Origin of the sequence: Legionella maioricensis, from assembly GCF_023618015.1 — a bacterium.
Lineage (GTDB): Bacteria > Pseudomonadota > Gammaproteobacteria > Legionellales > Legionellaceae > Legionella > Legionella maioricensis.
This window is the reverse complement of the sequence record NZ_JAJKBJ010000029.1, coordinates 1-14,632: the sequence shown is the minus strand read 5'-3', so window position 1 is coordinate 14,632 and position 14,632 is coordinate 1. Positions and strand designations below refer to the sequence as shown.

Sequence of the window (14,632 nt, the reverse complement as noted above, 5' to 3'; positions counted from 1 at the left end):
GCTACTCAAAAATTGAATAATTTGTTATCATTCGTGCACTTTTTAAAGGTGATTAATTGATGCACGAAAAGTTTCTGCTCACGGCGCTTGAACAAGCCAGACTTGGTCGGGGGCTCTGTGCACCCAATCCCAGTGTTGGCGCCGTTGCTGTGCAAAATGGCCACATTATAGCACAAGCTTGTCATCAAGGTGCAGGTACGCCACATGCAGAACAACTATTGTTAGCACAAATCCCACCTAAAATGCCAGGGGTTAGTCTTTATATTACTCTTGAACCTTGTAATCATTGGGGAAAAACGCCGCCATGTGTTGATGCGATCATTGAATATGGTGTTGAAGAAGTGGTTTTTGCTTATTTAGATCCTAATCCAATTGTGGCTCAAAATAATTCATCAGCTAAATTACGTGAACACGGAATAAAAGTTACGCATCTTCCTTTAGAGGAAATTAATGAGTTTTATAGAAGTTATGCCTATTGGACTAACACTCGCAAACCCAGAGTAACTGTAAAAATGGCACAATCTTTAGATGGTAGAATAGGGCAAGCGGAAGGAGACCGGTTGATTTTGTCTAATTCGTTGTGTGCCCAGTTTACTCATGAAATGCGTGCCGCTACTGATGTGATTCTGACTACCGCCAGAACAATCCAACTGGATAATCCAAAAATGAACGTCAGAGTAAATAATACGGAACAGGCCAAGCCCGTTGCTATTATCGATCGTCATTTAAGCTTAAATCCTCAGGCGACTATTTTTTCAACAGCAAGTCATTGCCATATATTTCATCATGATATAAAGGATGTGTCCTATTTTAATAGCAGTTTTCATCCTATGCCTTTAACAAATGATACAATGGATTTAAAAACCATAATCAGTCATTTAGGTGAGCTGGGATACCATGATGTATGGGTAGAGGCAGGGGGGGGCTTATTCAGTGCTTTGCATCAAGAGGGTTTGGTTCATCGAACCTATTTATACATCGTTCCAATAAGTTTAGGGCCAAAGGCAATTTCAGCCTACCAGAAAAATGGATTATTTGAACGAGCGCATACTGTTTCCTGGCATGCTATGGGGGATAATATGATAGCATGTCTCGATTGGCAGGAGGATTAGTGTTTACAGGATTAATAGAGAAAAAAGGCCGGGTTATTAGCAATGTTGCTCATGGCTGTTCAAATCGCCTGGTGATTTCATCATCGTTTGAAAATTTGCAATCAGGTGAAAGCATAGCAGTTAATGGTGTGTGTTTAACCTTATTACCCTCTGAGTCGAGTGAATTAAATTTTGATGTGTCACCTGAAACGCTTAATTTAACTACTCTTGCTCATTTATCATCCGGGGATTTTGTTAATCTTGAACGGGCTATGTTTGCTTCAACCCGTTTTGGCGGCCATTACGTAAGTGGCCATGTAGATACTACAGCTCAAATAAAATCCATTCGTTCAATTGATGAATACATTGAAATGGAGCTAACGGGGTTTAGTGCAAATGCCATGCTTTATTTAATTCCCAAAGGGAGCATTACAGTAGAGGGAGTGAGTTTAACTATTAATGCTGTAATAAACCAAAACGTTAAATTAATGCTGGTACCTCATACTTTGTTACATACAAACTTAGGGTCATTAGGAGAAGGTCAGCACGTGAATATAGAATTTGATTATCTTACCCGTATTGTTGCTCATCAGCTTCAAATCTTCGGGAAGTTGAACTGTGAGGTAGAGCCATGAACTATTCATTAGCCACTATAGAACAGGCAGTAGAAACACTTAAAGCCGGTAAAATGATTATTCTCATGGATGATGAGGACAGGGAGAATGAAGGCGATCTTGTGATGGCTGCGGAGCATGTTACTCCTGAAGCAATTAATTTTATGTCACGTTTTGGTTGTGGATTAATTTGCTTACCTATGGCCGATGAGTTGATTGATAAAATGCAGTTGCCGATGATGGCTCAGAATAATAAGTCGCCTTATGGAACAGCATTTACTGTTTCGATAGAAGCTGCTCAAGGGGTTTCAACTGGAATTTCAGCTCGCGATAGAGCACACACTATTAAAGTAGCTATAGATCCTGAAAGTGGCCCCTTGGATCTTATATCCCCCGGCCATATATTCCCTTTACGTGCCAGAAGAAAAGGTGTTTTAGAAAGGGCAGGGCAAACAGAAGGCAGTGTTGATTTGGCGAGAATGGCGGGTTTAATACCTGCGGCGGTAATTTGTGAAATTATGAATGAAGACGGAACGATGAGCAGACGCGATGAATTAGTATCGTTTTCCCAAACCCATCAAATTCCCATGGTAACCATTAAAGATTTGATTGAATACCGAATTCGTCATGAGACTTTGATAGAAGTTGCGGCAAGTACTCCCATTCCTTTGCAGGATAAGGGTATTTTTAATATGACGGTGTTTGAGAATGATTTAGATTCATCAGAGCACTTTGCTCTGGTCAAAGCCCCATTATTTGGCAATCAGGTGCCCTTGGTTCGTGTTCATTCTGAATGCATTACAGGCGATGTTTTTGGCTCCTGTAAGTGTGATTGCGGGAAGCAACTGGAACACTCTCTTGAGCTGATCGCTGCTGAGGGGGGAGTCCTCATTTACTTACGTCAAGAAGGTCGAGGAATTGGATTAGCTAATAAATTGAAGGCTTATGCCTTACAAGATCAGGGTATGGATACTGTTGAGGCCAATCTTAAATTGGGTTTGCCTGCTGATGATCGAGATTACGCTATTGCCTATCAAATACTTAAACATTTGGGTATCGAAGCATTAAGATTGATGACTAATAATCCTTTAAAAATTGCTGCTGTTGAACAATATGGAATTACGGTTACTGAGCGTATTCCTTTAGAAATTGAGCCTACACGCGAAAATCGCAGTTATTTAAAAACTAAAAAAGAAAAATTGGGACATTTATTGTCTATTGATTAGGGATAAATATGAAAGAAATTAAGGCACTTGTTGGTGAGTCTAATAATACATTTCCAATTGCATTGGTGGTCAGTACTTTTAATCAACCCATCACTAATGCATTAAAAGAAGGTGCGCTGCAACGATTGACGGAACTTGGATTTACCTCGAGTGAGATCACAATAGTAGAAGTACCTGGAGCTGTAGAGATTCCCTTAGTGGCGCAACTGCTAGCCAAAAGGAAATCCGTTCAAGCTATCATTACTTTAGGTGCTGTTATTCGTGGTGAAACGAGTCATTATGACTATGTTTGTGATCAAGTAAGTCAAGGTTGCCAAAGAGTCATGTTGGATTTTGATATACCTGTGATTTTTGGGGTGCTTACCACAGAAAATGAAGAACAGGCTTGGGATAGATTGGGTGGTAAGCACGGACACAAAGGGCGAGATATGGCTGATTGTGCTTTAATGATGCATTCAATAAAGCAACAATTAGAAGAAACGACTGTTTAAACTGAAACAGGTCTCTGAACGCACAGCCAAAACAAAGCAATATAGAGCTTGATGTGCGCGATAAAACGGGACCTGTCTGCTAATTCCCAAAAAAATCACGCAGTTTATAAAATATAAGAGCCATTGCCCCCCGACTTGCCTGGGTTTCTGCTAGAGCATCTAGCATGAGAAAGGCATGGACGGTGGCTTCAAATCGTACCGACAAAACGGGAACCCCTGCCTCAATGAGTTTATGAGCATAGGCTTCACACTCATCACGGGTTATATCGTACTCGGTGCTAATGATGAGGGTGGGGGGCAACCCGGATAGTTGCTCAAGGGTAGCGTGGAGTGGTGCTGCTGTAGGCTGTTTTCGAGCTGCAACATCAGGACAATAGTAGTTCCAAAGGCATTGAATTGCTTCTACAGAAAGAAAATAACCCTCTGCAAACTCCCGATAGGATGGCTGATCGAAGGTCGCACTCGTTACAGGGTAGAGAAGAAGCTGAAAACCTATTTTAGGTCCTTTCCGTTCTTTTGCTAGAAGAGTTACAGCTGCAGCAATATTCCCCCCTGCACTTTCTCCAGCAATAGCTAATCGTGAAGCATCGAGATTGAGTTGGCTCCCATTTTCAGCAATCCATTGGGTCACTGCATAGACTTCCTCGATAGGGATTGGATATTGTCCTTCTGGCGCTCTTTGAAATTCCACAAAAACAAGAGCCGCGCCCGTGCCATTCGTCAACGCAGCTATCAAACGCTCATACATTTGATAATCTCCACGTACCCAGCCACCTCCATGAACATAGACCAGAACTGGTAAAACCCCAGAAATACCGGGTGGGCGAAGGATGCGTATACTCACCTTGCCGTTTGGACCAACAGGAAGCTCTCGTACCTCAGTCTCGACAGGTTCTTTCTTAACAGAAACCATTGTTTGTAGGTGCTTAAAAGCATCTCGAGCTTGTTGTGGTGCGAGTTCATGAAATCGAGGCCCCGGATGGCTATTCACCCGGTCTAAGAACGCCTGAACTATAGGATCCATTATAGGTTTGGATTTCATCTGCAGCGCAAAAATAGTTTTTCAAGATAATTTATGCTATCAATTTCAACGTATCATGTAAATCGAATAGTGAATCTACGAGTGGAGTCAAATTAAAGGCGGCCCAGGGATGGGCTTGAGATAAGCTGTAGATGACCTCTTAGGAACGACAATGAAGTGTATAAACAAAGCCAGTTTAATAAATTCTGGAAGAGGGGATGAGATAATCCCAGAGTAAGAAGTACCCTGAGTCTACCTTCATTGCTCCTATTTTATTTAAAAACTGGATTTAAAACTTTCAACTCGCTCATTTTCTGAGGTGTCATCTATTCCTTCAAGTTTTTCGCGAGCTTCTTTAATTTGAGCTTTCATCTCGGCAAACTTACTGTCCAGACGTCCTGTTTTTCCATTTAATTGCTCAAGTTCTGCTGAATGTCTTGTTATTATTGATTCCAGACACTCCAGAGAGGTGTTTATATCGGCCAGCGAAGAGGAATCTTTCATCATATCCATTGTGAATAAAAGCTCGTCATAAAAATTCTGTGCAATCGCAGATTTAGCTTGCGTCAACTCATTTTGAAATACATCTCTTAATAATATTGTTTTGGTACTGTTAAGGTAATCATCAAGAGAATTTAAATTACTCTTCATAATCGATTTAACACTATGTACAATATCTGTTGCTGAAACTTCATGCCATGGCTGTTTATCACCTTTTAAATAAACTGGTTTCGATTGTAGACCAGATTCCTTGCCGGGGGGATGTTGTAGAAATACTTTAGTTTCCGAAATGTCCACCCCTCTATCACTTAAATATTCTAAAAAACGTGCCACAGAATACAAAGAGGGCTCATAATGCCCACTATAAGTATTAATACTAATTAATTTACCATTTTTTATCTCCATTTCCCCAGCAGATAATACTGGAGCCCCTGCATTCATTGAGGAGTGGGCTAATTTTCTACCTTTTTTATCCAATGTCATAGACAAATGTTCAAAAACAGAAAGTTCGCCATTCGCATTTAAAGTGAATGCTACAAATCCTCGTTTGTCATGTGCTATTAATCTGGAGGAATCAAAAACTTTACCTTCTTTATGAAGTAATCCGTTGTGTATTTCAATACTATACTCCGCTCTTTCCTCCGGGGTTAAATACGTAGTTCCATGATATTTATCTTCACGTTTATCCTGTCTATTCACATCGAGCAGATTCCCTGCATTAAAATCTCTTTGGATATCCTCTTCTGGAGAAATTTTAGTACTTGTTGTGGCCTTCAATACCCTGGCCTTTTCGAAGTGATATTTTCCTGACGATAATACTGGAATGTAGTTTGGATTTTCTTGTTTTTTACTTTCTCTTTCTGCCATCAGATTAGTTAATATCTTATTCAGCTCATTCTTTTCATTGGAAAATTTCTTTATATCAAAAACATAGATCATAAAATCAAGAGCTTCAATTCGGTCTTTATCAGATAGGGCTTGGTTTTTATAATCAGCCCAAGCTTGATCTAGTCTTGTTGCTACGGTTCCATTTTTGCTGGAAAAATAATTTTTAGCCATTTTAGAATTCTTAAAAAAACCACATATGGTTTATTATAGATCTAAGTGCGTAAATTTGCATCCCCTGGTTTTATTTATGCTTAATTGTTTAGTATCCTCAAGAAAAATGTCCTCCTGATTATGAGTAAGAACATGAAAAAATCTTTTTTTCGTATATGGAGAATTAATTTATTAAATTTCTGTCATTTATATCCTCACTTTGATAGAATTAAATCCCGTTTACATGCAAATTTAATTTAGCACCAATTTGGTGGACGCGGCATTTAACGGGATCAAACATGACAAATTATATTTTTATTACTGGTGGGGTAGTGTCTTCTTTAGGTAAAGGCATTGCAGCCGCTTCACTCGCAGCCATTCTTGAGGCTCGCGGTCTCAGTGTTACTTTAATTAAACTTGATCCGTATATTAATGTTGATCCGGGTACTATGAGTCCGTTTCAGCATGGCGAGGTTTTTGTGACCAATGATGGCGCTGAAACTGATCTCGATCTGGGTCATTATGAGCGTTTTGTTAATACTACTATGACAAAACGTAATAATTTTACTTCTGGAAAAATTTACGAAAACGTCATTAAAAAAGAAAGAAAAGGCGATTATCTAGGTGGGACAGTTCAGGTAATTCCTCATATTACTAATGAAATCAAAAGATGCATCAAACTAGGCGCTGATGGATTTGATGTGGCTATGGTAGAAATTGGCGGTACAGTGGGCGATATCGAATCACTGCCTTTTCTTGAAGCAATCCGCCAAATGCGTATTGAGTTAGGTGCACAAAGAGCTTTATTTATCCATCTTACCTTAGTTCCTTATATTGCAACTTCTGGGGAAACTAAAACAAAGCCTACTCAACATTCTGTTAAAGAATTACGCTCTATAGGTATCCAACCCGATGTTTTGATTTGTCGTTCAGAACAGCCCTTATCAATGAGTGACAGAGCCAAAATTGCCCTGTTTACCAATGTTGAAAAAGAAGGGGTTATTTCTCTTGAGGATGCTCGAAGTATTTATCAAATACCTATGATGTTACATGAGCAAGGACTGGATGAAATTGTAGTAAAAAAATTAGGCCTTGATGCGAAACCAGCTGATCTCAGTGAATGGCAGCGTGTTGTTGATATGCAGGCTATACAAACCGGGAAAGTGAAAATAGCTATGGTGGGTAAATATACCGAGCTAAATGATGCTTATAAATCAATTAATGAAGCATTGCTTCATGCAGGAATTCATACTCAGACTAAAGTTGAAATAGTTTATTTGGATGCTGAATTAATAGAAAAACACGATGCATCTCTGCTTGATGGCATGGATGCAATTCTGGTTCCCGGCGGATTTGGAGAACGAGGAGTTGAAGGTAAAATTAAAGCAATTCAATATGCTCGTGAAAATAAAGTTCCCTTTTTAGGAATCTGTCTGGGCATGCAAACCGCTGTGATTGAGTTTGCCAGAAATGTTGTAGGGTGGGCTGATGCAAACTCTACTGAGTTTAATAAAGGAACAAATCATCCTGTGCTTGGATTAATTAGCGAATGGATGGATGCGGACGGCAGCAAACAAACTCGTGACGAGAATACGGATTTAGGTGGAACAATGAGGTTGGGAGCGCAACTGTGTCAATTGGAAGAAAATACGTTAGCTCGAACAGTTTATGGAAAACCGCAAATTATTGAACGCCACCGTCATCGCTACGAAGTGAATAATACCTATATTGAAGAGTTGGTTGAGCATGGCTTGATTATTTCCGGCCGTTCAGCAGATAATTCATTGGTAGAAATGGTTGAGTTACCTGATCATCCCTGGTTTTTAGCCTGTCAATTTCATCCTGAGTTTACGTCTAATCCCAGAGAAAGCCATCCACTTTTTAAACAATTTGTACTTGCAGCACGTAAAAAACATCAAGAAAAGGATTAAGCATGAACTTATGCGGATTTGAAGTTGGGTTAGATAAACCTTTATTTTTAATAGCAGGCCCTTGCGTTATTGAAAGCGAGGCGTTAGCACTGGAAACAGCAGGTTATTTAAAAGAAATGTGTGCTCAGTTAAGCATTCCATTTATTTACAAATCCTCTTTTGACAAAGCGAATCGTTCTTCTATTTCCAGTTATAGAGGCCCTGGGTTTGAAAAAGGATTATTGATTCTTGAAAAAGTAAAATCACAAATTGGTGTGCCTGTATTAACCGATGTTCATGAAGATACTCCTTTGCTTGAAGTCTCTAGTGTGGTTGATGTCTTACAAACACCGGCTTTTTTATGCAGACAAACCAATTTTATTCAGAAAGTGGCTGCTATGAACAAGCCCGTTAATATAAAAAAAGGCCAATTTTTAGCTCCTTGGGAAATGAAGCATGTCATTGCAAAAGCCAAAGCTGAAGGTAATCAACAGATTATGGCCTGTGAGCGTGGAGTGAGTTTTGGCTATAATAATTTAGTGTCTGATATGCGTTCTTTGGCTATTATGCGCGAAACAGGGTGCCCTGTGGTTTATGATGCGACCCATTCAGTGCAATTACCTGGAGGGAATAACGGCGTTTCAGGGGGGCAGAGAGAGTTTATCCCTATCCTTGCCAGAGCGGCGGTGGCAGCAGGAATTTCAGGATTGTTTATGGAAACCCATCCTGATCCTGATAAAGCATTAAGCGATGGCCCCAATAGTTGGCCATTAGCCAAAATGAAGCAATTATTAGAGTCTTTAAAGGCCATTGATACTGTGTATAAAAAAACAGGCGAAATTAGCGCATAATCACCAAGCGGTTGTAACCGGGTAAGGTTTGGCTGTAATCAGCTAAAACTGATTCTCCGATATCCCGGGTTACACTTCGCTATCCCACGTTTCATTTTATCTCATCCTGATGCAAATAATGGGTCGCTTAGCTGCTACCCTTTTTGAATTGATCTAAAGTCGACCTGCTTATTGTTGCAGTTTTGTTTCAAATGTATAAATATTCTTTTATTCGGTTAACTTTCTTTTTAGAATGGGCGCTCCTAATATGGTGTATCAAAATATTATTTTTGTACTGTAAAAGCAATGCACTTTAAGGATTGCCTCTTTAAGGCATTAAATGGGAGATAATAATGAGGGACCGCGAAACATTATTAAAGAGACAATGCTCCGAATTGAACACCCATGCAGAGATATTGACCCAAAGCATCCCTTCATTTGAAATCTCTTATGATCACTTAATGGAGTTATTAGACACTGGCAAATTAAATGTTTGGGAGTGGGATCTTATTACCAATGAAGTCATTGATTTTGGTTACTCAGGCTCGCTATCCATTTTAGACGAATACAAAGATGTGGGGAATATAGAACATTTTATAACCCGGCTTCATCCTGATGATCGTGAACATATTGAAAGAAAGTTGACCAATGCTCTCGTAAATTTTGAAGATTATAGTGCTGAATTTCGCATTCAATTTATCGAGGGGAGTTACGAATGGGTATTAGCAAGAGGTCGTTATATCCGAGACGCTGATAAAAATCCCATTAAAATGATTGGTACATGGCGTTTCATTACAGAGCAAAAAAATACCCAAGAATTAATTCAACTTCAACAGACAACGCTCAATCGTTTATCACGGTGTTATTTTTTAGGCGAGGTGGCATCTTCTTTATCTCATGAAATCTCTCAACCGCTCTGTGCCCTTAATACCTTTCTTACCGGTAGTATTTTGCGTTTACAGCACGATGGTATAGAAAAAAAAGAATTTGCAAATATACTTCAAACAGCAGCGAAACAAGTAGATTTAATCAGTACTATTATTAAGAGAATAAAACGGTTTGTTACCCATGGGGAGTTACATTTTGAGTCAGTTAATATTGCTTTATTAGCAAATAACGCTGTCAAAATGGCTAAATTTTATTCCAATTTTCCGGTGACTATAAAATATGACTTTGATGAGAGGTTAACTGAAACGAATTTAGATCGTAATCAAATTAAACAGGTATTTTTAAATATAATTAACAACGCATTTGAGGCGATGTTTGAAGCCTGCACCAGCCACCCGACATTATTTATTCAGATAGAACAGGCTGATTCATGGATAGTGGTACGTATCATCGATAATGGTCCGGGGATTCCAAACAATGTAATTGATAATCTATTTACCTCCGCTTACAGCTCAAAAGAATATGGTCTTGGTGTTGGTTTATCTATTTGCCGCAAAATTATCCAGGCGCATGGCGGGTCTATAAATATTGCAAGAAACCTCTCCGGTGAGGGTACTGTATGTAGTTTTAAATTACCTTATCGTAGATCGAATCATGAATAACAATACTGTTTATATCGTTGACGACGATGTTGAATTGCTGAATGCACTAAAATGGCTTTTTGAATCTATAAATTTTAAAGCAAAAACTTATCTCCATGCATTTGACTTTTTAGAACAATATAATCCTAATGATAGGGGATGTTTAATTACTGATGTTTGTATGCCGGATATGAGCGGGTTAGAGTTGCTTGAAAAATTAAAAACTCAAAATAGCTTATTGAATGTCATAATTATCACTGGTTTTGGTGATATACCTATGGCTATAAGAGCAATGAAAGCTGGGGCAATTGATTTTATTGAAAAACCCTTAAATGAACAGGATTTGTTAGAACTTATTCAAAAATGCCTGGTACATTACAACGTGGATTATTCTTCAAATTTTATTATTGATAAAGATAAACTCTTGACTGAGTCTGAACTTCAAGCACTGGATTTGATTTGGAAAGAGGATTAAATTAATAGGGCATTCTTTCATTAAGATTTTATTTCTGTGTAGCTAATCCGGCGCGACCTGGGCTATCGGTGGCTTAAGTCATAAAATATTTACCCGTCTCAAAGCAAGATATAATATACTATAAACAACAAGGACGTTGGAGTAATGGATATGCGCGGAAAAAAGAAAGAGCAAATTAGTTCTCATCATAAAAGTCCGTTATGCCGGATTAACAAGCCACAAAAAACCAGGAATGCCAAACAAACTTATGAGCGAATTGCTTGCGTATTCCAAGGGGGCGGGGCATTGGGTGCTTATCAGGTAGGTGCTTTTCGAGCGATTCATGAAAAAGGCTATCATCCGAATTATCTCGCTGGGGTTTCAATTGGGGCTATTAATAGTGCCATTATTGCGGGTAATCCACGAAATAAACAAATAGAAAAATTAATGACTTTTTGGGAGACCGTTATTCCCAAGCTATGGAGTGACTCCTTCATCGAGGATGAAGGACCTGATTTTGCACGCCATCTACACAATCACTTGGGGTCTTTGCATGCTGTTATGTACGGCCTGGAAGGTTTTTTTATGCCTCGTCTTTTTCCTCCAACTCCTCTTTCTCGTGATACCCCTGATAAATTAAGTTATTACGACACGTCTTGTCTGCGTAAAACGCTGGAAAACTTAATCGATTTTGACCTTATTAACGATAAAAAAGTGACGTTGTGTCTTGGTGCTGTAAATGTGGTTTCTGGCGAAATGGAATTTTTTAATAACCAAAAGATGATTTTGACCCCCGATCACGTGATGGCCAGTGGTGCTTTGCCACCAGGCTTTCCGGCAGTTAAAATTGGAGATGATTATTATTGGGATGGAGGCATTTACGCAAATACTCCCTTGGTTACAGTGCTTGATGCCTTGCCTGAACTGGATACTTTATGTTTTGTGGTCGATTGTTTCAGTCTTAAGGGGAAACTTCCGCAAACCATGGATGAATTGGAAGAACGACAAAAAGATATTCGCTATGCCAGCCATTCCCGTCGATTAACAAACGTTTACACCAGTCGCCAGAATTTACAGGCAGCCATTCAATTTCTTGGGGAAAAGTTAACTCCCGAAGCCAAGCGCGATCCTGAAGTGAAAAAAGTACTTGAGCTGGGACATAGCAAACATTTCAGCGTCGTTCATATTATTTACCGCGGCACTTCTTTTGCCCATTCTTTTAAAGACTATAATTTTGCTCATTCAGCGGTTAATCATCGTATGAATATTGGCTATAAGGACGCGATGGAGGTATTGAATAAACCTGATTGGGAGAAAAAGTCTGACAAAGCGTTGGCCTGTTCCATTTATGGAGTTACTGAGGATTATTTTGAACAGCACTAAGGTTGATAACTTAACACAGCGAAGTAGCCTGGTTGCAAGCAATCAGGCGACCCATTAGTTCGCTTTTGAGGGTAAAGTTAAAATCTAATCAGGCTGATTTTAGATTGGCAATTAACGTATAGAGAATCCTAAAGGGCGAGTAAACAGAGAATGACTATAGAATATTTGATTTTAACAAGATAACCAAGACTTGGCGGAGAGGCAGGGATTCGAACCCTGGGAAGGTTGCCCTTCAACGGTTTTCAAGACCGCCGCATTCGACCGCTCTGCCACCTCTCCGACAGGGATGAATACTATCGTAAGCCCTGTGCTTTTGCAAATAATTTTTTTATTTTTATATAGAAATTATTTATGACTTAATAGGAATTAATTTTAGGATTTGTTGACTATAGGTACTTACTTCAACGAGTTCGTGATGTTGCATCAATCATATTGGTATTAATTGATGCAACAATGCTGCTCTGTTCGCAGCACGTCCGTTTCTTGAATGGATAACCGCTCTAAATTATCCTGATTAAAAAGAAAATATTGATTTCCCGTTAAAATTGCATAATAAATTTATCGTAGTTGTTTTTAAAATCACTACTATTTTGATACTGAATTAAGGCATCATTTATTGCATTTAATAAACCCCGATCGCTTGCATTAACCGCGATTCCTACTCCATAACCATATACAAAGGAAGGGCCTATTGCATAGAACTTTCCTGAAGAATTAGCCTCCCAATATATTGCTGCTGGATTGTCGACCAAAACGAAATCAACTTCATTCTTGCCTAAGCCTTCCAGCAAAAGCTCATTAGTATCATATTCTTTAAGGACGGGATTTTTTATTCCCATATCCTTAATTTGCTCTGCAAAAATAGTACCTGCTACCACCCCAATTTTTTTATTTTTTAATAATTCCAAACTAAAAGGAGGCTTTACCCCGGTACGCGGGTAAGGGGCTAAAAAACGAGAGTAACTTAATAAATAGGGGGTACTGAAATTAACTCGTTTGGAGCGTTCAGGCGTAATAGTAATATAACTTAACGCTACATCTACTTGTCTGTTCTCAACTGCCGATAATAGTTGCGCAAATTTCATGGTACGAAATTCACATTTGCGTTTCATGATTTTGCATAGACTATTCATCATCTCTATATCAAAACCATAATTTTCATTATTTGTTCCTTGCATGGCAAAAGGAGGGAGGAAGCCGTCGATTCCTATCTTTAATGAGTTATTATCTGCATGCAAAGCAGAAATGATGCAGATAAAGGTAAGCAATAAGCGGCGGATAAAATTCATTTTTTAGTCTTCATGGCAAAGTATTGAATAGTACTTTGAGTATAACAAAAAAAGTCTCATTCACAACGAAGATGTTTTACTTTTACATGTTGAAATTTCCTCAATAGATCAAAATATTAGCTATTGATTATATAAATACAAGAATAAGCGCAAGAGTGTTCGCAAATTAGCTAGTCCTAGGTATAATGTCCCCAATTTTCGTGTCCCTGTGGGTATACGCAACAGATACAACTTATAGGTGTGGTTTATGAAACGAGTTCAGATGTTATTCTTGGTAAGTCTTATTATTGCTTTGTCTTCATGTTCCAAATGGAAAAAAGATGATGAGGAAAATAATCCTTTTAAAGGAATGACTGCAAAACAACTTTACGTGGAGTCTCAAAAGGCTTTAAAGAAAGAAGAATATGCTACTGCTGCAAAAAAGCTTGAAGCGATCGAATCAATGTATCCTTTTAGTGATTATACTGAAAGTTCACAGATGGAATTGATTTATGCTTATTATAAAAATGAAGATTATCCTTCCGCCGCAGCGACAGCAGAACGTTTTATTCATCTCTATCCTCGAGCCAAGAACGTAGATTATGCCTATTACATGAAAGGCTTGGCTAATTTCCAACAAACTCGCGGCGTCTTTGCAAAAATATTGCCTATGGATGAGTCATGGCGTGATCCTGGGACACAGACTCAAGCTTATATGGATTTTTCTATTTTGATTCAAAAATTCCCTAACAGTAAATATAAGGCAAATGCGTTACAACGGATGATTTATTTGCGGAATATGTTTGCTCAGCATGAACTCAATGTTTCTATGTTTTACTTCAAACGTAAAATGTATGTAGCGGCTATTGAGAGGGCTGGTTATCTGGTGAAAAATTACCCACAGGCACCTAGTACTCAGCAAGCATTAACGGTGATGTATCAAGCTAATATGGCCTTAGGCCTTAAGAGCGCAGCAGAAGATGCCATGAGAGTGTATCAGGCCACCTATCATACCTCTAAGATGCCACGACTCACCTATACGAAAGGGTAGTCATTATTGAATGTAGCCCGGGTGAAAGTGAAAACTGTAACCCGGGAATTGCAGCACCTCATCCCCGGGTAACGACTTCGTCTCCACCCAGGCTACAAGAAACACCACGAAAAACGTCATCTCGAACGTAGTGAGAGGTCTCCTGGCTTAGGCACTGTGCCCGCATATGAAGATCCCTCACTATGTTCGGGATGACGATGCCTATATGAACCCGGGTAACGACTT

General features: G+C 39.0%; 13 protein-coding genes and 1 tRNA gene. 10 read left to right on the top strand and 4 right to left on the bottom strand.

Annotated elements, in window-relative coordinates:
- Window positions 1–59: 59 nt before the first annotated feature.
- From ribD to ribH, 4 genes are read left to right on the top strand one after another with little or no spacing between them, the layout of a single operon-like run.
- Entirely contained in the window at window positions 60–1,112 is a 1,053-nt protein-coding gene (gene ribD / locus LOX96_RS15705) for a bifunctional diaminohydroxyphosphoribosylaminopyrimidine deaminase/5-amino-6-(5-phosphoribosylamino)uracil reductase RibD (RefSeq protein WP_250424364.1), read from the top strand.
- The gene (locus LOX96_RS15700; protein ID WP_250424376.1) at window positions 1,112–1,726 is read left to right on the top strand and encodes a riboflavin synthase; all 615 of its coding nucleotides are present in this window, start codon (window positions 1,112–1,114) and stop codon (window positions 1,724–1,726) included. Before ribD ends, LOX96_RS15700 begins: the two co-directional genes overlap by 1 nt.
- Window positions 1,723–2,931 (top strand): 3,4-dihydroxy-2-butanone-4-phosphate synthase, encoded by a 1,209-nt coding sequence (gene ribB, locus LOX96_RS15695; protein ID WP_250424365.1) that lies wholly within the window; start codon window positions 1,723–1,725, stop codon window positions 2,929–2,931. The genes LOX96_RS15700 and ribB overlap by 4 nt, the downstream gene beginning before the upstream one ends.
- A gap of 8 nt (window positions 2,932–2,939) precedes the next feature.
- The gene (gene ribH / locus LOX96_RS15690; protein ID WP_250424366.1) at window positions 2,940–3,422 is read left to right on the top strand and encodes a 6,7-dimethyl-8-ribityllumazine synthase; all 483 of its coding nucleotides are present in this window, start codon (window positions 2,940–2,942) and stop codon (window positions 3,420–3,422) included.
- A 79-nt stretch (window positions 3,423–3,501) separates the two neighbouring features.
- On the opposite strand, the gene LOX96_RS15685 is transcribed toward ribH, so the two are convergent.
- Together LOX96_RS15685 and LOX96_RS15680 are read right to left on the bottom strand one after the other, a co-directional pair.
- Window positions 3,502–4,464 (bottom strand): alpha/beta hydrolase, encoded by a 963-nt coding sequence (locus LOX96_RS15685; protein ID WP_250424367.1) that lies wholly within the window; start codon window positions 4,462–4,464, stop codon window positions 3,502–3,504.
- Window positions 4,465–4,719: 255 nt separating this feature from the next.
- The gene (locus LOX96_RS15680; RefSeq protein ID WP_250424368.1) at window positions 4,720–6,003 is read right to left on the bottom strand and encodes a hypothetical protein; all 1,284 of its coding nucleotides are present in this window, start codon (window positions 6,001–6,003) and stop codon (window positions 4,720–4,722) included.
- 278 nt (window positions 6,004–6,281) lie between these two features.
- Here LOX96_RS15680 and pyrG point away from each other — a divergent pair, with 278 nt between their 5' ends.
- From pyrG to LOX96_RS15655, 5 genes are all read left to right on the top strand, one after another.
- A complete protein-coding gene (gene pyrG / locus LOX96_RS15675) occupies window positions 6,282–7,913 on the top strand; it encodes a CTP synthase (protein ID WP_250424369.1) in 1,632 nt (543 codons plus the stop codon).
- A 2-nt stretch (window positions 7,914–7,915) separates the two neighbouring features.
- Window positions 7,916–8,743 carry a 3-deoxy-8-phosphooctulonate synthase gene (gene kdsA, locus LOX96_RS15670; protein ID WP_250424370.1) on the top strand — a complete coding sequence of 276 codons (828 nt, stop codon included), beginning with the start codon at window positions 7,916–7,918 and terminating at the stop codon, window positions 8,741–8,743.
- A 332-nt stretch (window positions 8,744–9,075) separates the two neighbouring features.
- Entirely contained in the window at window positions 9,076–10,272 is a 1,197-nt protein-coding gene (locus LOX96_RS15665; protein ID WP_250424371.1) for a PAS domain-containing sensor histidine kinase, read from the top strand.
- Window positions 10,265–10,726, top strand: coding sequence for a response regulator transcription factor (locus LOX96_RS15660; RefSeq protein ID WP_250424372.1), 462 nt, complete (start codon window positions 10,265–10,267; stop codon window positions 10,724–10,726). The genes LOX96_RS15665 and LOX96_RS15660 overlap by 8 nt, the downstream gene beginning before the upstream one ends.
- 144 nt (window positions 10,727–10,870) lie before the next feature.
- Window positions 10,871–12,088, top strand: a complete 1,218-nt coding sequence (locus LOX96_RS15655; protein WP_250456382.1) for a patatin-like phospholipase family protein — start codon at window positions 10,871–10,873, stop codon at window positions 12,086–12,088.
- 191 nt (window positions 12,089–12,279) lie between these two features.
- Here the strand turns inward: LOX96_RS15655 and LOX96_RS15650 are convergent.
- Window positions 12,280–12,367, bottom strand: a tRNA-Ser gene (locus tag LOX96_RS15650).
- A 260-nt stretch (window positions 12,368–12,627) separates the two neighbouring features.
- Window positions 12,628–13,377 (bottom strand): transporter substrate-binding domain-containing protein, encoded by a 750-nt coding sequence (locus LOX96_RS15645; protein WP_250424374.1) that lies wholly within the window; start codon window positions 13,375–13,377, stop codon window positions 12,628–12,630.
- Between the two features lie 247 nt (window positions 13,378–13,624).
- Here LOX96_RS15645 and LOX96_RS15640 point away from each other — a divergent pair, with 247 nt between their 5' ends.
- On the top strand, window positions 13,625–14,407 hold the full coding sequence (locus tag LOX96_RS15640) for an outer membrane protein assembly factor BamD (RefSeq protein WP_250424375.1): 783 nt from the start codon (window positions 13,625–13,627) through the stop codon (window positions 14,405–14,407).
- The last annotated feature ends 225 nt before the right edge of the window (window positions 14,408–14,632 follow it).